The sequence below is a fragment of the Streptomyces sp. NPDC049597 genome, from assembly GCF_040675505.1.
Taxonomy (GTDB): Bacteria; Actinomycetota; Actinomycetes; order Streptomycetales; family Streptomycetaceae; genus Streptomyces.
The window spans coordinates 160973-183074 of sequence record NZ_JBFAOY010000013.1; the positions used below are offsets into that span (position 1 = coordinate 160973).

Genomic DNA, 22102 nt, shown 5'->3' on the forward strand with positions numbered 1-22102 from the left:
GGCCGGATCCCGGGGCGCAGCCGTATGGGCCTATGGCCGTCAGTCGTTCGGCCTCAGTTGGTCGTTGCTTCCTTCGTCGGTGCCGTCACCGGGCTCGACGGGCGGCGTGAACGTCGTGCCGTCCGTCGGGGCCGGGCCCTCGGTCTCGCTCTGGGTCGGCGTCGGGTCGGGGTCCAAGGTCTCGGTCCGGGTGGGCGTCGGGTCCGGGTCCTCGGTCTCGGTCCGGGTCGGCGTCGGGTCCGGATCCTCGGTCTCGGTCTCGGTCCGGGTCGGCGTCGGGTCCGGATCCGGGACCGCGATCTCCGCCAGGTCCAGGTCGAACCTCGCGTCCGAGCCGCCGCCGAGTGCGCCCAGCGTGTAGTCCGCCCAGATCCTGGCCGGGAAGCCGCCGCCGTTGGCGCGGCCGGAGTTCGCGGTGCCGGTCAGCGACACCTGACCACCGCCGTCCTTCGGCGACTCACCGAACAGAGCCACCACGGTGACGAGTTCGGGCGTGTAACCCGCGAACCACGCCGAGCGGTTGTTCTCCGAGGTACCCGTCTTGCCGGCTGCCTGGTAGGCGCTGCTGGCGGCCGCCTGGCCGGAGCCGTTCCTGACCACACCGGTCAGGCCGGCGGTGACGGTGTCGGCCGTCTCGCGGCTGATCACCCGTTCGCCGATCGGGTCGGGCAGGTCGACCTGGCGGTCCTTGTGCTCGGCCTTGGCGACGATCGCGGGCGTGACCTTCTTGCCGTGGTTGTCGAGGGTGGCGTACACCCCGGCCATGTCCCACGTGGACGCGCCCATGGTGCCGAGCGCGATCGCGGGCCGCAGCGGGAAGTTCTTGTCCGGCACGCCGAGATCGAGCGCCGTCTCCTTGACCTTGTCGAGGCCGACGTCCACCGCCATCTGCGCGAAGGCGGAGTTGATCGACTTGTTCAGCGAGGTCTGGACGGTGACCGGACCGTGGCTGCGGCCGAGGTCGTTCTGCGGGGCGAACGGGGTGTCGCTGCCGACGACCGGTCGCCTGCTGGTGCCGTCGTAGACGGTGTTGAGGCCGATCGGGACGCCGTCCTGGGTCGTCGAGCCGTTCTCCAGCGCGGAGGCGAAGACGACCGGCTTGAAGGTGGATGCGGGCTGGTAGTCGGAGCGGGTGGCGTTCGACAGCCAGTGCTGCGTGGCGTCCACACCGCCGTAGAGCGCGAGGACCTTGCCCGTCTCGGGGTCGACCGAGGTCGCACCGGCCTGCACGGTGGCGTCGACCTTGTTTCCCTCGCGGTCCAGCTCGTCCTCGAGCTGCTCCTCGACGGCCTTCTCCAGCTCCTTCTGCTTCTTGGAGTCGATGTTCAGGGTGATGGTCCAGCCGCCGGCGTCGAGGGCCTCCTCGTCGAGCCCCTGGCGGGCCAGTTCCTTCTTGGCCGCATCGACGAGGTAGCCGGCCTGACCCGCCATGCCGGGTGCGGCCTTGGGCGCCTTGGGGACGGGGAACTTCAGGCCCGCGCGCTCGCCCGCGTCCAGCCAGCCCTCCTCGACCATGTTGTCCAGGACGTAGTTCCAGCGCTCGGTCACCAGCTTCTTGCCGGTCTCCGAGGCGATCGCCCAGTCGTACTGGTTGGGCGCCTGCAGGAGGGCTGCGAGGTAAGCGCCCTGAGCGACCGTCAGCTTGTCGGCGTCGACGCCGTAGTACGCCTGGGACGCGGCCTGGATGCCATAGGCCGACCGGCCGTAGAAGCTGGTGTTGATGTAGCCGGCGAGTATCTCGGGCTTGCTCTTCTTCTGGTCGACCTTGAGCGAGATCACCAGCTCCTTGAGCTTGCGGGTGACCGTCTGGTCCTGGTTCAGGTAGTAGTTCTTCACGTACTGCTGCGTGATCGTGGAACCACCCTGCTTGCCCTGGCCCGTGAGGGTGTTCTTCACGCCGCGGAGGGTGCCCTTGAGGTCGACGCCCGAGTCCTCGAAGAAGGTCTTGTTCTCGGCCGCGACGAAGGTGTACTGGACGTCCTCGGGGATCTCGTCCAGGCCGACGATCTCCCGGTTGACCTCGCCCGTACGGGCGAGGATCTTGCCGTCGCTGTACTTGTAGACGTTGCTCTGCATCTTGGCCTGGGCGTTCGCCTCGGGCACCGGGACGATCAGGTAGATCACGAAGAACGCGCCCATGGCCAGCAGGCAGAGGCCGAAGAACGCGCCCAGCAGCTTCCTCCAGGTGAAGAAGCGGCGTATGCCCGTGGGTCTCGCCCTGCCGGCCCGGCGCGCACCGCGCTGCCGAGCCTGTCGCTCTTCCGCTCGGCCCATCGCTTCGTCGCTCCGCTTCTTCGGTCGGTCGCCGGTCCCCGCCCGTGCCCGCACAAGGACGCGGGCCGGGAATCAGCTCAGAAAGGTAACACCGGGTGGACGGACAAAGAGGAACTGATCCGCCCTTTTCCTGACGTGAGAATGAGCACCCCGTCTCAAGGAACCGACTCACGAGAGGCCCGAAGGGTTGCCGCGTGCGTTAAAGTGATATCACTTTGCTAGACCATCGAACGGGGAGTGGAGCATGTCCGGGACGAGCAGGACGAGCGGGGCGAGGCCACAGGGAACGCCGGCGGCGAGCGGGGGACCGTCCGGGGCGGCGGACGGCGCGGGGGCCGAGGTGCCGCACATGCCGGCGCCGCGGGTGCGCGAGTTCCCCGCACACAGCATCGGCGGCGGTCTCGCGCTGCTGCTGGGACTGCTCGGGCTCGCCGCGGGCGGGGCCCTGGTGGTCGCCGGGGCGGCCTACGCGTCGGGCGGGACGAAGGCGCTGCTGATCGTGGGAGGGGTCCTGGTCGGGCTCGCCGCCTTCCTCGCGATGTGCGGGCTGAACATGGTCGCGCCCGGCGAGGCGCGGGTGGTCCAGTTGTTCGGCCGTTACCGGGGCACCATCCGCACGGACGGCCTGCGCTGGGTCAACCCGCTGACGTCGCGGGAGAAGATCTCGACCAGGGTGCGCAACCACGAGACCGCGGTCCTGAAGGTCAACGACGCGTACGGCAACCCGATCGAGCTCGCGGCCGTCGTGGTCTGGAAGGTCGAGGACACCGCGCAGGCGATGTTCGAGGTGGACGACTTCCTGGAGTTCGTCTCGACGCAGACGGAGGCGGCCGTACGGCACATCGCCATCGAGTACCCGTACGACGCCCACGACGAGGACGGTCTGTCGCTCCGCGGCAACGCCGAGGAGATCACCGAGAAGCTCGCGGTCGAACTGCACGCGCGGGTGGAGGCGGCGGGAGTCCACATCATCGAGTCCCGCTTCACCCACCTCGCGTACGCTCCGGAGATCGCCTCCGCGATGCTGCAGCGCCAGCAGGCGGGTGCGGTGGTGGCGGCGCGCCGGCAGATCGTGGACGGCGCGGTGGGCATGGTCGAGGCGGCCCTGTCCCGGCTCACCGAACAGGACATCGTGGAACTGGACTCGGAGCGCAAGGCGGCGATGGTGTCGAACCTGATGGTGGTGCTGTGCGGCGACCGCGCGGCGCAGCCGGTCCTCAACACGGGCACGCTCTACCAGTGACGCCGCCGCCTCCGCCCGAGCGCAAGCAGGTTCTGCTGCGGCTCGACCCCGCGGTGTACGAGGCGCTGGCCCGCTGGGCCGGCGACGAGTTGCGCAGCACGAACGCGCAGATCGAGTTCGTGCTGCGCCGGGCGCTGGCGGAGGCCGGCCGCCTCCCGGGCGGCCTCGGGCCGGTGGCCCGCCGCGGCCGTCCCAGGAAGACGGCGGAGCCACCGGGCGACGGGTGAGCAGGGCGAACGGGGCGCTGCCCTACGCCCGGCGGGTGGGCGCAGCGGCCCGCCCGCCTCGCTGAACACCCCCGTGTACCGTGCCGCCCATGTCCATCGGCCACACCCTCCTCGCCCTCCTCGAATCCGGTCCCCGCCACGGGTACGACCTCAAGCACGCCTTCGACGAGCGGTTCGGGCAGGACCGGCCGCTGCACTACGGGCAGGTGTACTCCACCATGTCCCGGCTGCTGCGCGACGGGCTCGTCGAGGTCGAGGCCGTCGAGACGGGCGGCGGCCCCGAGCGCAAGCGGTACGCGATCACCGGCGCGGGAACCGCGGATGTGTCCGAGTGGCTCGCCCGGCCCGAGAAGCCCGAGCCGTATCTGCAGTCGATCCTCTGCACGAAGGTCGTCCTCGCGCTGCTCACGGGCCGCGACGCCGCCGACCTGCTCGACGCCCAGCGCGCCGAGCACCTGCGGCTGATGCGGGACCTCACGGAGCGCAAGCGGCACGGTGCCCTCGCCGACCAACTGGTCTGCGACCACGCGCTGTTCCGCATCGAGGCCGATCTGCGCTGGATCGAACTGACCGTCACCCGGCTCGACGAGCTCGCCGAAGCGGTCACCGGCGGTCGCAGATCAACAGTCTGAGCCCAGCAGGGGGACGATGTCTCCCACGACAACTGGGTCGTTCGACCGCCGGAGCACGAGGCTCGGGATGCGGGCGCACCGGGAACTCAGCTCACCACCCGCACCGGCAGCTCTGCCAGCGCCGCTCTGAGCGCCTCGGCCAGTTCCTCGAACTCCTCGCTCCGCGCCGCGCCCGCCCGCATCGCCAGGGCGATCCGGCGCGAGGGGGCCGGGTGCGCGAAGTGTCCCGCCCGCAGGCCGCCGCGGGACGTCTCGACGTCGACGGCGGTGTGCGGCAGCAGCGTCACGCCGAGACCGCCCGCCACGAGCTGCACCAGGGTCGACAGCCCGGCCGCCGTCGTGGTGACCGCGGCGCCCTCCGTGCGGCCGGCCTCGCGGCAGACGTCGAGCGCCTGGTCGCGCAGGCAGTGGCCCTCGTCGAGGAGCAGCAGATGGAGGTCGCGCAGCGCCTCCCTGGGGATGTCCGACCGGTCGGCCAGCTCGTGGTCGCTGGGGGTGACGAGCACGAAGTCCTCGTCGAACAGGGGGAGTTCGACGACGCCGGGGACTCCCAGCGGCACCGCGAGCAGCAACAGGTCCAGACGCCCCGCCGCCAGACCGTCCAGCAGTGACGACGTCTGTTCCTCGTGGACCTGCAGGTCCAGTTCCGGGTAGCGCTGGTGCACCAGGCGCAGGACCGCCGGCAGCAGATAGGGCGCGACCGTGGGGATCACCCCGAGCCGGAGCACACCCGTGAACGGGGCGCGTACCGCCTCGGCCTCCTCCATCAGCTCGCCGACCGCGTCGAGCACGGCCTTGGCCCGCACCGCGACGCGCTCGCCGGCCGGGGAGAGCAGCACCCTGCGCGTCGTGCGCTCCAGGAGCTGGACACCGAGTGCCTCCTCCAGGGCGGAGACGGCCCCGGAGAGTGCGGGCTGACTCATCCCGATTGCCGCCGCCGCGTCCCGGAAGTGCAAATGCTCCGCCACGGCAGCGAAGGCACGCAGCTGCGCGATGCTCGGCTGTTTGACCCTGTTTGCCGTACCCACTGATAAGCACCTCCGATCGTCATGACCGAGTCTAGCTATTTCCGCGATCAATGCACTCTGTGCCACCATCAAGATCCGTCCAACCCCCTGGAAGACCTCAAAAGGGATCTTCCTCCCAAGCAAGGAGAGCGCGTGCTCACTGTCGGTGACCAGTTCCCCACGTTCGAGCTGACCGCCTGCGTCTCGCTGGAGAGCGGCAAGGAGTTCGAGACCATCAACCACAAGTCCTACGAGGGCAAGTGGAAGGTCGTCTTCGCGTGGCCCAAGGACTTCACCTTCGTCTGCCCGACCGAGATCGCCGCGTTCGGCAAGCTGAACGACGAGTTCGCCGACCGTGACGCCCAGATCCTCGGCTTCTCCGGCGACTCCGAGTTCGTCCACCACGCCTGGCGCAAGGACCACGCGGACCTGCGTGACCTGCCCTTCCCGATGATGGCCGACTCCAAGCACGAGCTGATGCGCGACCTCGGCATCGAGGGCGAGGACGGCTTCGCGCAGCGTGCCGTCTTCATCGTCGACCCGAACAACGAGATCCAGTTCACCATGGTGACCGCCGGCTCCGTCGGCCGTAACCCCAAGGAGGTCCTGCGGGTGCTGGACGCCCTGCAGACCGACGAGCTGTGCCCGTGCAACTGGACCAAGGGCGAGAACACCCTCGACCCGGTCGCGCTCCTGGCCGGTGAGTGACCATGGCACTCGATGAACTCAAGTCCGCCATCCCGGACTTCGCCAAGGACCTGAAGCTGAACCTCGGCTCGGTCATCGGCAACAGCGACCTTCCGCAGCAGCAGCTGTGGGGCACCGTGCTGGCCTGCGCGATCGCGTCGCGTTCGCCCAGGGTGCTGAGCGAGCTGGAGCCGGAGGCCAAGGCGAACCTCTCCCCCGAGGCCTACACGGCCGCCAAGTCCGCCGCCGCGGTCATGGCGATGAACAACGTCTTCTACCGGACCCGGCACCTGCTGTCGGACCCCGAGTACGGGACGCTGCGCGCCGGTCTGCGGATGAACGTCATCGGCAACCCCGGTGTGGAGAAGGTCGACTTCGAGCTGTGGTCGCTCGCCGTCTCCGCCATCAACGGCTGCGGCCAGTGCCTCGACTCCCACGAACAGGTGCTGCGCAAGGCCGGCGTGGACCGCGAGACGATCCAGGAAGCGGTCAAGATCGCCTCGGTGATCCAGGCCGTCGGCACGACGCTGGACGCCGAAGCCGTCCTGGCCGGCTGACCGCGCACGCGCACGGCGAAGGGCCCTGCCGAACCGCGAGGTTCGAGCAGGGCCCTTCGCGCATCCCGCTCCCCCGCCCAGCCGGCTGCGGCGCCTCGCCTCAGCTCCTGAGCCTGTCCATCAGCGCCTGCATGTCCTGCACGAGCAGCCCTTCCAGCTCGGTCACGTCCGTCGCCGGGTCCCCGCTCGCCGGGTCCCAGTCACCGGTCACCGCGATGCTCAGCTCCGCCTGCCCGTCCAGCACGTCGAGCGTGATCGTCGAGCCGTCCTCGCCGCGCGCGACATGGGCCCGCTCGCCGATGCCGGTGACCGCGGCTGTCTCGGGGTCGGCGCCCCAGGCCTCCTGCCGGGCGAGGACCGTGCCGTCGAACTCGGGGCCCGGATCGGTCTTCTTGTGCAAGGTGTAGGTGAGGTGGACACCGGGGAGCGAGGTCACCTCGTTGCCCTCCTCGTCGACCTCGGGCTCGTAACCGGTGGGCTTCAGTTCGACCGAGCAGTGGGCCTCGTCCCTGGTCGCGTGCTCGAACTGCGCCGGCATCCCCTCGACCTCGCGCTTGCCCAGCGCCGTCTGCAGGTTCTTCAGCTGTGCCGCCGCGCACAGGTTGTCCGTGGCCCGGTACCCGCCGAGGTCCGGGTCCTGGCCGCCGAGCGCGTACAACCCGCCCGCCCACACCGCTGACGCGGCGACCGCGCCGCCGAGCGCCCACAGCCACGCCGGGCGCGGGCCGCGCGGTCCCAAAGAGGTCACGGCGTCGTCCGTGACGCCTGCGCCGTCCGGTCCCGGAGCGGACACCGCGCCAAGGGTCTGCGGCGCGGCGAACGACTCCTCCCCCACCAGTTCCGGCTCGGATATCACTGCTGCTCCTCGGGTTCGTCGCGGCGCTGCTCGGACGGCTGTTCGGACGGCTGTGCGGGGGCGGCAGGCGGGGTGGTGGGGGCGGGGCCCGCCGCGGGCGCCGCGTCCAGGGACGTGGAGCCGTGCGGCGGCGGGGAGTACCGCAGCGCCTGCTCCTTGCCGTACGCCCGCAGGTAGCCGACGACCGTGTTGGTGACCGCGACCAGGGGTACGGCGACGACCGCGCCGCCGATGCCGGCGGTCAGGCCGCCCGTGGCGACGGCCAGGACGACGGCCAGCGGATGCACCCGCACCGCGCGGCCGAGGATGAACGGCTGCAGCACATGGCCCTCGATCTGCTGCACGGCGAGGACCACGACGAGCACCATCAGCGCCGTGAACACGCCCTGCGTGACGAGCGCGACGACGACCGCGAGGGCACCCGAGACGACGGCACCGACGAGCGGGACGAAGGCGAAGAGGAAGATGAACACGGCGAGCGGCACGGCCAACGGGACGTCGAGGAACCACAGGCCGAGGCCGATGAAGATGGCGTCGATCAGGGCCACCAGGACCGTGCCGCGCACGTACGCCGTGAGCGTGCGCCACGCCCGCGGCCCGGCTCCCGCCACTCCCGGACGGGCCTGCGCCGGAACGAGTTTGAGCGTCCACTCCCAGATGCGCTTGCCGTCGTAGAGCAGGAAGAGCGTCGAGAACATCGCCAGCAGTATCCCGGTCAGGACCTCGACCATCACGGACACACCCTGCAGACCGGCGGAGGTGATCTCCTCGGTGTTGGTGCCGATCGTGTCGCTGAGGTTCTGCGCGATGTCGTTGATCTGGCTCTCGGTGACATGGAAGGGACTGTCCAGCAGCCAGCGCTTGAGCTCCTCGATACCGTCCCGGACACGGTCGGACAGGTTGTCGAGGTTGTCCATGACCTGCCAGACCACGAACCAGCCGACGAGGCCCATGACGACGAAGCCGAGGATGGCCGTGACGGCGGTGGCGAGCCCGCGCGGCAGACCCAGCTTCCGCAGCCTGCCGACCGTGGGCTGGAGCATGGCCGTGACGAGCAGGGCGGCGGCGAAGGCGAGCACCACGAGCTGTACGGCGCTGATGGCACGCATCAGCACCCAGAGCGTGCCGGCGAGGACGAGCAGACGCCAGCCGGCCTCGGCCGCGACGCGGATGCCCCAGGGGATCGCGGCGACCGGGTCGGGCCGCGCCGCGACGGCGGGCGCGTACGCGGGCGGTGGCGGGACGCTGTCCGGCCCCGGCACGACGGCGGGCAGGTCGTCGTCCGCCACGGCCTCCTTGCGGCGCTCCTCCAGGCGCTCCCCGATCCGGGTCAGCTCGGCGCCCACGCGGCCGAGCCACCCTGGAACCTTCGACATGATGCTCCCTTTTGTCCCCACCACACTCTCTCCCCCTGCGCCCCGGGGGCGCGGGCGGTACCCCACCAGCGCCTGGGGGCGCGGGCGGTGCAGCCGACCCGGGAGTAACGGACACCGACCGTACACGCACGGAGCCCCTCACCGTAGGACGGTGAGGGGCTCCGAGAAGTTGAGCGCCGGGCGAAATCTAGTACCAGTGGTTCGCCTGCCAGAACGACCACGCGCCGCACGGGCTGCCGTAGCGTCCGTCCATGTAGCTCAGGCCCCACTTGATCTGGGTGGCCGGGTTCGTCTGCCAGTCGGCGCCGGCCGACGACATCTTGGAGCCCGGGAGCGCCTGGACGAGACCGTACGCACCCGAAGAGGGGTTGGACGCACGGTAGTTCCAGCTCGACTCGTGGTCCACGATGTTGCTGAAGCACTGGAACTGGTCGGCGGGGACCATCTGGCGTGCGATCGCCTGGACCTCGGCGACCGTGTACGAGGCCTGCGCCGAGAAGCTGGACGCCGAGCGGACCGCGTCGCGGTTGGCGCGTGCCTCCGCCTCCTCGCGCTCGCGCTCCGCCTGCTCGTCGGCCGCCGCCTTCTTGGCCTTGGCGGTCTCGGCAGCCTGGATGCGGGCCGACTCCTCGGCGGACTTCTTGGCGGCCGCGTCCGCGGCAGCGGCCTGTGCCTCGGCCTGCTGCGTCAGGGACGAGACCTGCACCTGGGCCTGCTCGCCCATGGGAATGTCCGCGAGAAGCGTCGCGTCGGCTGCCGTCGCCTCGAGGTTGTCCCCCGACGGCTGGGTGGTGCCCGACGCGACGCCGACGACGGCGCCGACGGTGGTGACCGCAGTCGCCGAGGCGACTGCGAATCCCCGGACCGAGATCCGGCTCACACGCTTTCCTTCCAGCATCGCCCGCATAGGTGACCTCGCGAGCGCAATCGTGCCCCTGGCGCTGGCCTCCCCACTGCTTGGGTCACGGGAGGCGCGGGCCCGGTGGGCAACTCCTTTACGGAGGTGCCTCGTGGTACTCGCGGGCGGCATGCGGCGGCATGTCTTGAGTTGTGTGTTGCTGTGCACCACGGATGGTGCGAATGTGCCGCATGCGGGGCCTGACGGAAGCAAGACTCTGCCGGAAGCCGGCACCGCAAGGCAATTCTTCGTTGCGTGTGAAAGCTCACACCCCGTTGGCACCAGGGGTTTTGAAGGAAACGCCGGACAGCGCGACGCCGCCCGGCTACGCTCTTGCGCTTCGCCGGGCGGCGTCAACTGGCTTGTCCCTTTTGCCGGACAGGCCCCCAGGGACGTGTCCCGCTAAATGTGTCCGTCCTCCAGCATTTCGGTCACGAGTGCCGCGATCTGCGAACGCTCGGAGCGGGTGAGGGTGACGTGTGCGAAGAGCGGATGGCCCTTCAGTTTCTCGACGACGGCGACGACTCCGTCGTACCGGCCGACGCGCAGATTGTCCCGCTGTGCCACGTCATGGGTGAGCACGACCCGGGAATTCGCCCCGACCCGGGACAGAACGGTCAGCAGGACGTTCCGCTCCAGCGACTGGGCCTCGTCGACGATGACGAACGCGTCGTGCAGCGAGCGGCCGCGGATGTGCGTGAGCGGCAGCACCTCCAGCATGCCGCGGCCGAGCACCTCCTCGATCACCTCGCGTCCCGCCACGGCCGAGAGCGTGTCGAACACCGCCTGAGCCCACGGGCTCATCTTCTCGGCCTCGGTGCCCGGCAGATAGCCGAGCTCCTGGCCGCCCACCGCGTACAGCGGCCGGAAGACCATCACCTTCTGGTGCTGCCTGCGCTCCAGAACGGCTTCCAGGCCGGCGCACAGCGCGAGCGCCGACTTGCCGGTGCCGGCACGCCCGCCCAGCGAGACGATGCCGACCTCCTGGTCGAGGAGGAGGTCGAGCGCGATGCGCTGCTCGGCGCTGCGGCCGTGGATGCCGAACGCCTCCCGGTCCCCGCGCACCAGCCTTACGCTGCCGTCGGCGGTGACGCGGCCGAGGGCCTTGCCGCGCTCGGACTGCAGCACGAGACCGGTGTGCACCGGCAGCTCGGCCGCATCGGGGACGTACAGCGTCTCCTCCCCGTACAGCAGGTCCACCTGCTCGGCGGACAGGGACAGCTCCGCCATGCCGGTCCAGCCGGTGTCGGTGATGGCCAGCTCCGCCCGGTACTCCTCGGCGAGCAGACCGACGGAGGACGCCTTGATGCGCAGCGGCAGGTCCTTGGAGACGACCGTGACGTCGTACCCCTCGGCCTGGAGGTTGCGCGCCACGGCGAGGATGCGGGAGTCGTTGTCACCCAGCCGGAAGCCGGCCGGAAGCACGCCGGGATCCTGGTGGTTGAGCTCCACGCGCAGCGAGCCGCCGAGGTCGCCGATCGGCAGGGGTGCGTCGAGACGGCCGTACCGGATGCGGAAGTCGTCCAGCAGACGCAGGGCCTGCCGGGCGAAGTAACCGAGCTCCGGATGGTGTCTCTTGGCCTCCAGCTCCGTGATCACCACGATCGGCAGTACGACCTCGTGCTCGTCGAAGCGGCTCATGGCGTGCGGGTCGGCCAGCAGGACGCTGGTGTCGAGAACGTAGGTGCGCCTGTCGGGCATGCGGCGCTTTGTGCTGTTCACCACGGAAGGACGTACCCCCTCGGACGAGGTCGGGGTGCGACGGCGTCGCGGACCATTGCGTCTTCCGCCGAGGCGGACGACGGGCCGGGCCGGCCTGCTGCACGGGCCGAGCGCCGGCCCTCCGCGTGGTCCGCACCAGAGGTGCAGTCCTTCGTGTGCAAAGGGCCTCCCGGGTGAGCGGTGTCGGCCGCTCACTGAGATACGACGTTCGTGGATCGGACGTCGACCTGGAGTGGGTATTCCCTCGAACACGTGCGGCCATGCCAGGGCATATGTCGTCGCGACGGTGAACACCGGGTGACACGCCCTGCGCCACCCCCGCGTCCGGGTCGCTGCCCCGGTCCTCCCACGCCTCAGACTTCGGCGGGGCGCTTGTACGCGGTGCACCCGTTCGGACTCCGCGTCACGCGCCGACGGGGCTGACTGGCGCGACTCGCCCGTTCGGCGCCCTGCCTCCGGCGCCGACGCGGCCACTTGTGCACGACCCACCCGTTCTGACTCCACCACTCAAGCGCCGGCGAGGCTCGGATCCCGCCGCCTCGGGCTCCCCCCGGCGCGGCACAGGGCCCTGGGTGAAGCCCCGAAGCACGCGCCCGCCAAGGCGCAGGCCCACGGGGGCTGGGGGCGTGCCCCCAGTCACGGGAAGGGGCGGGGTGGGGGAATGTCACGCACCCGTCGGATTCCATCCCACGCCCCGCCCCTCAAACGCGCCAGACCGCAGGGGGTTCAAGCGACGCCGCGCGCAGCGCGGCACAGGGCCCTGGCGAAGCCCCGAAGCACGCGCCCGCCAAGGCGCAGGCCCACGGGGGCTGGCGGCTTGCCCCCAGTCATGAGAAGGGGCGGGGTGGGGGAATGTCACGCACCCGTCGGATTCCATCCCACTCCCCGCCCCCCAAACGCGCCAGACCGCAGGGAGTTCAAGCGACACCGCGCAGCGCGGCACAGGCCCCCGGGTGAAGCCCCGAAGCACGCGCCCGCCAGGGCGCAGGCCCACGGGGGCTGGGGGCCAGCCCCCAGTTACGGGAAGGGGCGGGGTGGGGGACATCTACGCGCCCGCCGCAGCGGACCGGGTCGGGCCCGGCCCCGCCAGCCATCGAAACCCGGGGCCCGGGGCCGGAGCCGGCAGTAACGGGAGGCGTCCCCCGGCGTACGGGACCCCGGGGCGGCGCCCCGGGAGGTCAGGCGCCGTAGCGGCGGTGGCGCGCCGCATAGTCGCGGAGCGCACGCAGGAAGTCGACCTTCCGGAACGCCGGCCAGAAGACCTCGCAGAAGTAGTACTCCGAATGCGCGCTCTGCCAGAGCATGAAGCCCGACAGCCGCTGTTCCCCGCTCGTGCGGATCACCAGGTCCGGGTCCGGCTGCCCGCGCGTGTACAGGTGTTCCGAGATGTGCTCGACGTCCACGATCTCGGCGAGCTCCTCGAAGCTCGTCCCCTTCTCCGCGTGCTCAAGCAGCAGCGAGCGGACCGCGTCGGCGATCTCCTGCCGGCCGCCGTAGCCGACGGCGACGTTGACGAGTATTCCCTCGTTGTCGAGCGTCGCCTGCTCGGCCTCCTTCAGCACGGACTGCGTATGGGCCGGCAGCAGGTCCAGCGTGCCGACGTGGTGCACCCGCCAGCGGCCGTCGGCGGCCAGGTTGCGCACCGTGTTCTCGATGATGCGCAGGAGCGGGGTGAGCTCTTCCTCGGGGCGGTCGAAGTTGTCCGTGGACAGCAGCCAGAGGGTGACCACTTCGACGTCGGTCTCGGCGCACCAGCCGAGCAGTTCGGAGATCTTGTCCGCACCCGCCTGGTGTCCCTGTGCTGCCGTGCCTCCGGACGCCTTGGCCCAGCGGCGGTTGCCGTCGAGGATCACGCCGATGTGCTTGGGCACCTGGGCGTGGTCGAGGCGGCCCTCCACCCGGCGTGCGTAGAGCCCGTACACCAGGTCGCGCAGGTTCACTGTTCTTACACCCCTCCATGCGGCAGTCCCCGAAGGCGCCACACTACTGCGGACGGGCCAATGCGGCCCAACCCGGTATGTCACAAGTCCGTGATAAGGAGTGATGCGTGACTGATTCAATTTTCTACCGCGCAGCCGACGACCGTTACGCGTCCATGGAGTACCGGCGCACCGGCCGTTCCGGGCTCAAGCTGCCGGCGATCTCGCTCGGCCTGTGGCACAACTTCGGTGACGACCGCACGCTCGGCTCGCAGCGGGCGATCCTGCGCCGCGCCTTCGACCTGGGCGTGACGCACTTCGACCTGGCCAACAACTACGGCCCGCCGCCCGGTTCCGCGGAGCTGAACTTCGGCAAGATCTTCGCCCAGGACTTCGCCCCTTACCGGGACGAGCTGGTCATTTCCACCAAAGCCGGTTATCTGATGCACCCCGGGCCGTACGGCGAATGGGGTTCGCGCAAGTACCTGCTGTCGTCGCTGGACGCGTCCCTGAAGCGGATGGGCCTGGACTACGTCGACATCTTCTACTCGCACCGCTTCGACAAGGACACCCCGCTCGAGGAGACGATGGGCGCCCTCGCCTCGGCGGTGCAGCAGGGCAAGGCCCTGTACGTGGGTGTGTCCTCGTACAGCGCCGAGCAGACCGCGGAGGCGGCGGAGCTGCTGAAGGAGATGGGCGTCCCCGCCCTCATCCACCAGCCGTCGTACTCGATGATCAACCGCTGGATCGAGGACGACGCGCTGCTCGACACCCTGGAGAACGCCGGCATGGGCTGCATCTCCTTCGCGCCGCTGGCCCAGGGGCTGCTCACCGGCAAGTACCTGAAGGGCATCCCGGAGGGCTCGCGGGCCACGCAGGGCAAGTCGCTCGACCCGGGCCTGCTGTCGGGCGAGGTGCCGCGCCGGCTCAACGGCCTCAACGACATCGCGGCCCGGCGCGGCCAGTCGCTCGCGCAGCTGGCGCTCACCTGGGTGCTGCGCGACCCGCGGATGACGTCGGCGCTGATCGGCGCGTCCAGCGTGCCGCAGCTGGAGGAGAACGTTGCCGCGCTGGCGGGGCCGCCCCTGACCGACGAGGAGCTGAAGGACATCGACGCCTTCGCCGTGGACACGGCAGGGACGAACATCTGGGCCGCACGGAGCTAGTCGCGGAGCACCCGAAGGCCGCGGAGCCAGTCGCGGAACACCCGAAGGCCACGGAGCCAGTCCCGGAGCCCCCGAAGGCCCGGACCGGCGGCTCCGGCGGCGGGACACCGGCGGACATGAAAAACGGGCCGGTCCGTGGGGGGGATACGGACCGGCCCGAGGGGGGGTTTCCACCATAACCCTTCGTAAGTGGTGCTGGGTGCCACGCCATGCCGCCATCGGGTGCCGAATCGCCTGGCGGTCAAGGCGCCGGCCGCGCGGATGCGCAAAGCCGGGGGTCAGGGGCTCGGCCGGGGCTCCGTCCGCTACTCCCGACGGGTGACCCGGGACGGCGGGCATCGCGTTGACGAACACGTGACGTGACGTCAAGCGACCGACGCGCGCTGCTTGTTGGCGATGATCTCGCTCATGAACGCCGTCCCCCAGGCGCCCAGCGGCTCCAGAGCGGTGTTGAGCGCCTTGCCCAGCTCGGTCAGCGAGTACTCCACGCGCGGGGGGACCTCCCCGTAGACCTCGCGGTGCACGATGCCGTCCGCCTCCAGCTCGCGCAGCTGCTGGATCAGCACCTTCTCGCTGACGCCTTCCACCTGCCGCCTCAGCTCGCCGAAGCGGCGCGTGCCGGCGTTCAGAGCCCACAGGATGAGCGGCTTCCACTTGCCGCCGACGACGTCCACGGCGGCGTCGATGCCGCAGTGGTAGGAGGTCCTGCCCTTGGCCATGCCCACTCCTCGCTGAAGCTGAAGGTTGCCCGTCCGCCGTCGGCACGCCGCCGATCCGCAGGTACGCCGGGCCGCGTCCACCCTAGGCAAGGGGTCCGACAGCGACGGTGACAGCGGACAGCTCTGGCCTGTATGCGCCCCTGGCGGGGGCGTACGGCGTGACGGCTCAGCCGAGGGCGTGCCCGGTCGTGCTGTGTCGACCCCTTGCCGCGATGTCCGGCGATTCAGGCCCCCAGCGCCCCCAGCAACACCCCCAGGAGCGCTCCGGCGATCATGAAGGGGCCGAAGGGGATCGCCGTCCTGCGGCCCGCGCGGCCGAGGAGCATCAGGGTCAGGCCGTACAGGGAGCCGAGCAGGAACCCGGCGAAGGCCCCCAGGAACAGCACCACCCAGCCGTACCAGCCGAGCACCACGCCCAGCGAGAGCGCGAGCTTCACGTCACCGAAGCCCATGCCGTTCGGGTTGACGAGGAACAGCAGGAAGTAGACCGCGCCGAGCGCGAGGCCGCCCAGCAGGGCGGTCGGCCAGGAGCCCCCGTCGTGCGGCAGCAGTTCGGCGAGGCCGAGCAGAGCCGCCGATGCGGCGGCGAGCGCCAGGGTGAGCTGGTCGGGCAGCCGGTGGACACGGCGGTCGACGAGCGCGAGCAGGACGGCGGCCGGGGTGGCCAGCAGCCAGACCGCCAGCTCGGGGCGCGGCCCCGTGGAGGCCGCGAGCACCAGGCAGACCAGGGCCGTGACGGCGGGGACCAGGACGGACGGGCGGTACGAGACGGGTGCGGGGCCCTCGTCACCGACCCCGGCCCCGGGCGCCGCCGGAGCGCCGGCCATCACCGCAGGCAGCCCCGCGGCGCAGCTCGCGCACCGGGCTGTCCCCACCCAGCCGCGCAGCGGGCCGCCGATCGGATGCCCCGCGGGGCAGGCGGCGCGCCAGTCGTCCTCCGGCTCGACCGACAGGCGGTACGCGGCGCGTGGCACGAGCGTCCCGGCTACGGCCCCCCACGCGGTGGCTACGGCGATCAGCGTCACGTCCACGGTGCCGACCCTAGGCCCGGCCCGCTCCGCGGTCATGGGCCCGGGGGCCCACTGTCTTCGGACCGGGGGCCATTGCCGTACGGATCGGGTCCGCGCGGCGCGGCCCGGCACTACGGTCGGGGCCATGGGTACATGGCAGGACGGAACAGCGGAGTTGACGGTCCCCGGCCGGGACACCCCGGTCGGTCTGCGGATCGCCGCCTCGTACCGGGCACGCACCCGCGGACTGCTCGGCCGGGACGGGATCGACGGCGCCCTCATGCTGACGCCGTGCGCCGGCGTCCACACCTTCCGGATGCGCTTCACGATCGACGTGGCGTACCTGGACAGGGAGTTGACGGTGCTGGACGTGGTGACGATGGAGCCGGGACGCCTCGGCCGCATCCGCTTCCGTTCCCGGCACGCGCTGGAGGCGGAGGCCGGGGCGATGGCGCGGTGGGGGGTGCGGCCGGGCGTGCGGCTCGGCATACGGCCGGCGGGGGTCCAGGCCCTCCCGGGACCCCCGCGCACTGAACCTGCCTGATCCGCAGGAGAGGGCCTATGGCAGCTTCGCCGTCTGGGCGCGGATCAGCTCGGCCGGGACCTCGGGCGTCCTCGCGTCGACGAAGTTCGCCGTGTAGAAGGTGACGACACTCGCGCCCCGGCGTACGACGTGGAAGACGAGTGGCACCTTCGCGCCCGTGACCGCGCCCGTCACCTGGTAGGCGAGGGACTCGTCACCGGCCGGCGGCGCGGGCAGCGTCCGGACGTCGGAGTAGGCCGAGACCGAGCCCGCGCCGCGCGTGGTGAAGCCTCCCCCGCAGGTGTCCACGGCGGTGCGCAGCGAGGCGATGACCTGCCGGGCGCCGCCGCCGCGGTGCGAGGTGAGGATGAGCGTGACCACGGTCTGCGTCGCCTGGCCCTCCTCCTCAAAGTCCACGGCGGTGCGGTACACGGTCGCCGCGGCGGCCGGCTCCGGCGTTCCGTTGATCACGGCGGCCAGCGGGGCGCAGGCCGGCTCGTCGGCCTTCTCCGTGCCGGGCTCGTCACCGCCCTGGAGGGGCGTGACCTCGTAACCGGGCACGTCGCCGGTGGCCAGTGCGGCCTCGGCCAACTCGGCCCCGGTGAGGGTTCTGCCCCTGCTCGGGGGCTCGGCGGCGGGCGGCGCGGCGGAGCCGGACGGGGTGGGTGCGGTGCCCTTCCCGGCCGCGGCGGACGGGGGTGCGGACGCGTCGGCCGCCTTCCCGTCGCCCCCGCCCCGCGGTTCCTCCTCGCAGGCGGTGGCCGTCCCTGCCGCGAGCGCGACGGCCAGCGCGGCCGTCGCGACGCGCCGTGCCGCCCTGGCCCGGATCCCCGAGTTCATTGCGCCCACCCCGCTCGCCGATGTGGGCGGCACGCTAACAACCCGAAGGCGCACGGCACATGGGCCCACGGGCCCATGCCCTCCGCCCCGCGCGCTCTAGCCGTGTGCGGGCACCGGAGGACGCAGCGACTCCAGCACCGTGTCGCCGCCGTGCTTCACCACCCAGTCGGCCTCGTCCGCCCTGTTCCCCATACGGATGCCGAAGGTCCAGGCCGGGTCCAGGAACAGGCTGCGCCCACCGGCGAAGTCGAGCGCGAGGCCCCGGATGACCGGGGTGCGCGTGCCGCCCGCGTGTCGGGGGCCCGACACGTACGCCCGTACGGCCGTGCAATTCCACTCGTCCCTGCCGTCGCCGAACAGCTGCTCGCCGTACGACGCCAGCACGACCTCGTCCTCGGCCTCGGCCAGCAGCTCCACGTCGGACCAGTCGGCGGCCGTGACCCGCCGGGCGGTCAGGTGGTCGTACTGGCCCTCGGACGCGAGCCGCACCAGGCCCTCGTCGAGCCGCAGCCACACGACGAGCGGCTGCGGCCGGAACTCGGGGACGGAGTCGTCCCGGTCGATCCAGCCCGGGACGAGGACGTCACGCACCCGGCGTCCCGTGAGCATCGAAGCGACCTCGCGTGCCATGCTGCTCATGAGGTCAGCCCTTCTTCTTCGGCACCTTCTCGGTGATCCGGATCCCGGTGTCCAGGCCCTCGCCGGTCGTGAGGGCGGTCCAGAAGTCACCGTTCTCCCGCAGGACGATCGTCACGCCCTTGCCACGATAGATCAGCCCCTCCGGCTCGCCCTTCTTCAACGTGCCCTTGCCGACGAGTTCGAACGTGCCGTCCTTGATCGCGTTCGCGATGTCCTCGCGGAAGTGAGGGCCGTCCTCCTTGAGCTTCTTGTACGTCGTGCCGAGAGCGTCCTCGACGAGCTTCTTGTGCCGCAGGAAGTGGTCCTTGAACTTCTTCGGGTCCCCTTCGCCGACGTCCGGGTTCCGCGCCGCGTCGACTTCCTCGGCGGACATGTCGCAGTCGTTGTTGTGCACGAGGGCACTGGCGGGCCCCACTCCGACGAAGTACGTGTGCACGCCGGCCACGGCGAGGTCGTACGTCGTCTGCCGCTGCACGTGGTGCCGGGCCGCCAGCACGGTGAGGCTGCCGCCGGTCTCGGTGCGCAGCCGGGCGCCGGGCCGGATGTCACCGGCGTTTTCCCAGCGGTGCTCACCGGCGAGCCAGAACGGGTGCGTGTCGGTGGCGGTGACGACGGCGGGGCCGGACGCCGTCCGCACGGTCAGCCGGGTGAACTCCTTGTCGTCGTACGTCGTGAACGTCCGGTTGACCCGCCTGCCGACGCTCTCCCCCGTACCGGGGTCAGCGGCCGCCACGCGCATCCCGGTGCGCACGGTCTCGATCGGCACCCGGCGTCCGTCGGCGAGCAGGACGGGTGTGCCGGCCAGGAAGCTGTGCCGGACGGGGCAGGTCGTGGGTCTGTCGTTCGGTTCGTCCCGGTCCGGTTTCTTCTGATGGGGGTCGTACTTCTTCTCGGCGTCCTCGAGCGCCTTCTCCGCGTCCTTGACACGCTTGCGGTTCTTGAGGAGACCGGTCAGCCCGTCGTAGAGGTCGCCGCCGTGTCTCCTGAGCCGCTGGATGAGCTCGTACGCCTTCTTCCACTTCCACGGCGCTCCGTACTTGGCGGCGAGTTTGCCGACCGCGCCGCCCACGAGGCTGAGCAGCACATTGATCAGCGTCTCGGTGCACGCCCCCATGTCGCCCTCGGTGATGCAGTCGAGGGCGTCGGTGATGCCGAGTTCGTCGGCGAGGATCCTGGCCAGTTCCTTGGCGGCCCGGACCGCCTTGTCCCGGTCGGCCTTCTCGGCGGCCCGGGCGTCCTGGAGCTCCTCGAGGGCCTTCTCGTAGACGATCTGCTCGGGGGTCCTGGGCACGGAGGTGTCGTCGGCCGGCAGGTCGGCGGGGCCGTCCTCCGCCGGTCTGCCGGCCTGCGCCTCGCTCTGCCGCCCGCCGTCGCCGCAGTCCCCGCCGCCGGTGAGCCGGCAGACCTGCGCGCTGATCTTCTGCGTCAGCTCGGCGCCGATCCCGGTGGCCACCAGTGAGCCGATGATCGCCACGACCACCAGGCCCAGCCCCACGTACTCCAGCGTCGTCTGACCACGGTCGTGCCGACGGCGCCTGCGCAGCCCGAGCAGCCGCGCATCGGTCCGGGGGATGATCCCCCGCAGCAGCCTGCGGCCGTGTCGGCGCGCGTCCCCCAGTACGGACATGGCTGTGAAGCTACGGGCGGCAGGGATGCCCGTCATGGGCCCAGGGGCCCACCGCAGGGCTCAACGCGCTTGTCGCGACCAGGGGTTGGGCCGGGTCACCTCCGGCGGGCGCGGACCGGCTCGCGTGCGTCGTGCTCCGCCCGCGCCTGCTCCACCTTGTCCAGATGCAGGGCCGACCACTCGGCGAGCGTGGCGAACAGCGGTGCCAGGGTGCGTCCCAGCTCGCTGATCTCGTACTCCACCCGCGGGGGCACCTCGGGGTGGTACGTGCGCACGACGAGCCCGTCGCGCTCCAGTTGCCGCAGCCGCTGGGTCAGCACCTTGGGCGTGATGGTGGTGATGCGGCGCTCCAGCTCGACGAAGCGGTGCCGGCCGTAGGTGTGGAGCGCCCACAGGATCGGCGTGGTCCAGCGGCTGAAGACGAGGTCGACCACGGGTGCGATGGGGCAGGCCTGTTCCGGGTCAACTCCCGGACCTGCCCCATGGATTGTGCTGTCGGTCACAACGAGCCCCTCTCCCCATTGCTTTCCTCTAGGTACCTACTGTCCCCGCGCCGATAGCTTCCTTCAGTCCGCAGAGAACCCGACGACGGGGAGCGATTACGTGATGGTGGTAACTGGTGCGACGGGCAATGTCGGTAGCCCGCTCGTACGGGCACTCGCCCAAGCGGGCGAGCAGGTGACGGCGCTCTCACGCGGGGGGTCGGCGCCGCCGGACGTGCCGGCCGGGGTACGGCACCGGCGGGCCGATCTGGCCGAGCCGGAGAGTCTCAAGCCCGTGTTCGACGGGGCCGACGCGCTGTTCCTGATGTACTCCGGCGACATGCAGGCCGCCGGCATCGATGCGGGAGCCGTCCTCGACGCGGCGCGGTCCGGTGGCGTCCGCCGGGTCGTCTTCCTGTCCTCCCAGGGAGTCGGAACGGGCCGCCACTCCGCTGAGTTCGAGGACGGCGTCAAGGGATCGGGGCTGGAATGGACGGTGCTGCGACCGGGCGGTTTCGCCTCCAACGCCTTCCAGTGGGCGCAGACCGTCCGCACGCGGCGGACGGTGACCGCGCCGTTCGGTGACGTCGCACTGCCGGCCGTCGACCCCGACGACATCGCCGCGGTCGCCGGGGCCGCACTGCGCGAACCGGGCCACGGCGGCGCCACGTACGTGCTGACCGGGCCGGAGCCGGTGTCGCCTCGACAGCAGGCCGCGACGATCGGGAACGCGCTGGGCGAGGAGGTGCGGTTCGTCGAGCAGAGCCGTACGGAGGCGCGGCAGCAGATGCTGCGGTTCATGCCCGAGCCGGTCGTGGAGGCGACGCTCGGCATCCTGGGCGATCCGTCGCCCGAGGAACAGCGGGTGAGCCCGGACGTCGCACGCGTCCTCGGCCGCGAGCCCGGCACGTTCGCCGGGTGGGCGATGCGCAACGTGGCGGCCTTCAGGTGAGGGCTCCTGAGCGGATCGCCTCCCATGGCCGGTGACGCACGGAGCCGGGCCGCGTCGTAGCGCGCGGCACGGCCAGTGCGGCGTCAGCCCTGGGAGCCGCCGCGGGGGTAGGAGACCTCCACGCGCCGGTTCTTGGTGCGGCCCTCCTCGTTGGAGTTGTCCGCGATCGGGAACTGCTCGCCGTAGCCGCGGACCTCGTAGGTGATCCCCGCGTCGCTCAGCGCCTTGGACAGGACCGAGTGCACGGCGTCCGCCCGCTGCTTCGACAGGACGTCGCCGTGGGCGGAGGAGCCGAGGTTGTCGGTGAACCCGAAGATGCGGACCTGCTTCGCGTTCTCCTTCTTGATCTCGTTGGCGATGGCCTGGATCCGGCCGTTCGCCGCGGGACTGAGCTTCGCGCTGTCCTTGCCGAAGAGGACCTCGGCCTGGAGGGCGTACTTCACGTCCGAGTTGGTGTCCTCCCGGCGCTCCTCACCGCCCTCGGACTCGATGACGGACTTGATGTCCAGCACCTTGGCCGGGGCGAGCGTGGCGCCGTCGACCATCTTGAGGCCCGGGTCGTCCGCGTCCACCTCGACGGGCGGTGAGGCCGACGCCTCGGTACCCGGCGGCACGCTCGGCTTGTCGTCGGCCAGCGCTTCGGTCGCGGACAGGACATGGGAGCCGACGAGGAGGGCCGCGGCGGTGAACGACGTGAGTGCGATACGGGTGGACGGCCGGCGCACGGGGGTGTGGGTCATGGCGGC

General features: G+C 71.1%; 22 protein-coding genes. 8 read left to right on the forward strand and 14 right to left on the reverse strand.

Annotation, left to right across the window (positions count from 1 at the left end; translation table 11 throughout):
- Positions 1–39 precede the first annotated feature (39 nt).
- A complete protein-coding gene (locus AB0K02_RS17440) occupies positions 40–2274 on the reverse strand; it encodes a transglycosylase domain-containing protein (protein WP_365993307.1) in 2235 nt (744 codons plus the stop codon).
- Positions 2275–2623: 349 nt separating this feature from the next.
- Between AB0K02_RS17440 and AB0K02_RS17445 the strand changes: the two genes are divergently transcribed.
- The 3 genes from AB0K02_RS17445 to AB0K02_RS17455 all read left to right on the forward strand — a co-directional run bounded on the left by AB0K02_RS17445 (position 2624) and on the right by AB0K02_RS17455 (position 4376).
- On the forward strand, positions 2624–3517 hold the full coding sequence (locus AB0K02_RS17445; protein WP_365993308.1) for an SPFH domain-containing protein: 894 nt from the start codon (positions 2624–2626) through the stop codon (positions 3515–3517).
- On the forward strand, positions 3514–3744 hold the full coding sequence (locus AB0K02_RS17450) for a hypothetical protein (RefSeq protein ID WP_365993309.1): 231 nt from the start codon (positions 3514–3516) through the stop codon (positions 3742–3744). Before AB0K02_RS17445 ends, AB0K02_RS17450 begins: the two co-directional genes overlap by 4 nt.
- 89 nt (positions 3745–3833) lie before the next feature.
- A complete protein-coding gene (locus AB0K02_RS17455) occupies positions 3834–4376 on the forward strand; it encodes a PadR family transcriptional regulator (RefSeq protein ID WP_365993310.1) in 543 nt (180 codons plus the stop codon).
- Between the two features lie 86 nt (positions 4377–4462).
- Here AB0K02_RS17455 and AB0K02_RS17460 read toward each other — a convergent pair whose 3' ends face one another.
- Positions 4463–5404: a LysR substrate-binding domain-containing protein gene (locus AB0K02_RS17460; RefSeq protein WP_365993311.1), complete on the reverse strand. Its 942-nt coding sequence runs from the start codon at positions 5402–5404 to the stop codon at positions 4463–4465.
- 132 nt (positions 5405–5536) lie between these two features.
- Here AB0K02_RS17460 and AB0K02_RS17465 point away from each other — a divergent pair, with 132 nt between their 5' ends.
- Both AB0K02_RS17465 and AB0K02_RS17470 read left to right on the forward strand, forming a co-directional pair.
- On the forward strand, positions 5537–6091 hold the full coding sequence (locus AB0K02_RS17465; RefSeq protein WP_365993312.1) for a peroxiredoxin: 555 nt from the start codon (positions 5537–5539) through the stop codon (positions 6089–6091).
- 2 nt (positions 6092–6093) lie between these two features.
- Positions 6094–6627 (forward strand): alkyl hydroperoxide reductase, encoded by a 534-nt coding sequence (locus tag AB0K02_RS17470; RefSeq protein ID WP_365993313.1) that lies wholly within the window; start codon positions 6094–6096, stop codon positions 6625–6627.
- 100 nt (positions 6628–6727) lie between these two features.
- Here the strand turns inward: AB0K02_RS17470 and AB0K02_RS17475 are convergent, their stop codons facing one another.
- The 5 genes from AB0K02_RS17475 to AB0K02_RS17495 form a co-directional block, all read right to left on the reverse strand.
- Positions 6728–7483: a hypothetical protein gene (locus tag AB0K02_RS17475; RefSeq protein ID WP_365993314.1), complete on the reverse strand. Its 756-nt coding sequence runs from the start codon at positions 7481–7483 to the stop codon at positions 6728–6730.
- Positions 7480–8859: an AI-2E family transporter gene (locus AB0K02_RS17480; RefSeq protein ID WP_365993315.1), complete on the reverse strand. Its 1380-nt coding sequence runs from the start codon at positions 8857–8859 to the stop codon at positions 7480–7482. Before AB0K02_RS17480 ends, AB0K02_RS17475 begins: the two co-directional genes overlap by 4 nt.
- A gap of 187 nt (positions 8860–9046) precedes the next feature.
- The gene (locus AB0K02_RS17485; protein WP_365993316.1) at positions 9047–9739 is read right to left on the reverse strand and encodes a lytic transglycosylase domain-containing protein; all 693 of its coding nucleotides are present in this window, start codon (positions 9737–9739) and stop codon (positions 9047–9049) included.
- Positions 9740–10159: 420 nt separating this feature from the next.
- Positions 10160–11482: a PhoH family protein gene (locus AB0K02_RS17490; RefSeq protein ID WP_365993317.1), complete on the reverse strand. Its 1323-nt coding sequence runs from the start codon at positions 11480–11482 to the stop codon at positions 10160–10162.
- A gap of 1175 nt (positions 11483–12657) precedes the next feature.
- Positions 12658–13419 (reverse strand): isoprenyl transferase, encoded by a 762-nt coding sequence (locus AB0K02_RS17495; protein ID WP_365993318.1) that lies wholly within the window; start codon positions 13417–13419, stop codon positions 12658–12660.
- A gap of 107 nt (positions 13420–13526) precedes the next feature.
- Between AB0K02_RS17495 and mgrA the strand changes: the two genes are divergently transcribed.
- The gene (gene mgrA / locus AB0K02_RS17500; protein ID WP_365993319.1) at positions 13527–14564 is read left to right on the forward strand and encodes an L-glyceraldehyde 3-phosphate reductase; all 1038 of its coding nucleotides are present in this window, start codon (positions 13527–13529) and stop codon (positions 14562–14564) included.
- Positions 14565–14929: 365 nt separating this feature from the next.
- Here mgrA and AB0K02_RS17505 read toward each other — a convergent pair whose 3' ends face one another.
- Positions 14930–15283 carry a helix-turn-helix domain-containing protein gene (locus AB0K02_RS17505; RefSeq protein WP_365993320.1) on the reverse strand — a complete coding sequence of 118 codons (354 nt, stop codon included), beginning with the start codon at positions 15281–15283 and terminating at the stop codon, positions 14930–14932.
- A 224-nt stretch (positions 15284–15507) separates the two neighbouring features.
- Positions 15508–16314, reverse strand: a complete 807-nt coding sequence (locus AB0K02_RS17510) for an A24 family peptidase (RefSeq protein ID WP_365993321.1) — start codon at positions 16312–16314, stop codon at positions 15508–15510.
- A 124-nt stretch (positions 16315–16438) separates the two neighbouring features.
- On the opposite strand from AB0K02_RS17510, the gene AB0K02_RS17515 reads away from it, so the two are divergent.
- Positions 16439–16837 (forward strand): DUF192 domain-containing protein, encoded by a 399-nt coding sequence (locus AB0K02_RS17515; protein ID WP_365993322.1) that lies wholly within the window; start codon positions 16439–16441, stop codon positions 16835–16837.
- Positions 16838–16852: 15 nt separating this feature from the next.
- Here AB0K02_RS17515 and AB0K02_RS17520 read toward each other — a convergent pair whose 3' ends face one another.
- The 4 genes from AB0K02_RS17520 to AB0K02_RS17535 form a co-directional block, all read right to left on the reverse strand.
- The gene (locus AB0K02_RS17520) at positions 16853–17656 is read right to left on the reverse strand and encodes a hypothetical protein (RefSeq protein ID WP_365993323.1); all 804 of its coding nucleotides are present in this window, start codon (positions 17654–17656) and stop codon (positions 16853–16855) included.
- A 96-nt stretch (positions 17657–17752) separates the two neighbouring features.
- Complete coding sequence (locus tag AB0K02_RS17525) at positions 17753–18295, reverse strand: hypothetical protein (protein ID WP_365993324.1); 543 nt, start codon at positions 18293–18295, stop codon at positions 17753–17755.
- Between the two features lie 4 nt (positions 18296–18299).
- Positions 18300–19922 carry a polymorphic toxin-type HINT domain-containing protein gene (locus AB0K02_RS17530; protein WP_365993325.1) on the reverse strand — a complete coding sequence of 541 codons (1623 nt, stop codon included), beginning with the start codon at positions 19920–19922 and terminating at the stop codon, positions 18300–18302.
- Between the two features lie 95 nt (positions 19923–20017).
- On the reverse strand, positions 20018–20425 hold the full coding sequence (locus tag AB0K02_RS17535; protein ID WP_365993326.1) for a helix-turn-helix domain-containing protein: 408 nt from the start codon (positions 20423–20425) through the stop codon (positions 20018–20020).
- A gap of 100 nt (positions 20426–20525) precedes the next feature.
- On the opposite strand from AB0K02_RS17535, the gene AB0K02_RS17540 reads away from it, so the two are divergent.
- Positions 20526–21356, forward strand: a complete 831-nt coding sequence (locus AB0K02_RS17540) for an NAD(P)H-binding protein (RefSeq protein ID WP_365993327.1) — start codon at positions 20526–20528, stop codon at positions 21354–21356.
- Between the two features lie 83 nt (positions 21357–21439).
- Here the strand turns inward: AB0K02_RS17540 and AB0K02_RS17545 are convergent, their stop codons facing one another.
- Positions 21440–22096 (reverse strand): OmpA family protein, encoded by a 657-nt coding sequence (locus AB0K02_RS17545; RefSeq protein WP_365993328.1) that lies wholly within the window; start codon positions 22094–22096, stop codon positions 21440–21442.
- Positions 22097–22102: the final 6 nt, after the last annotated feature.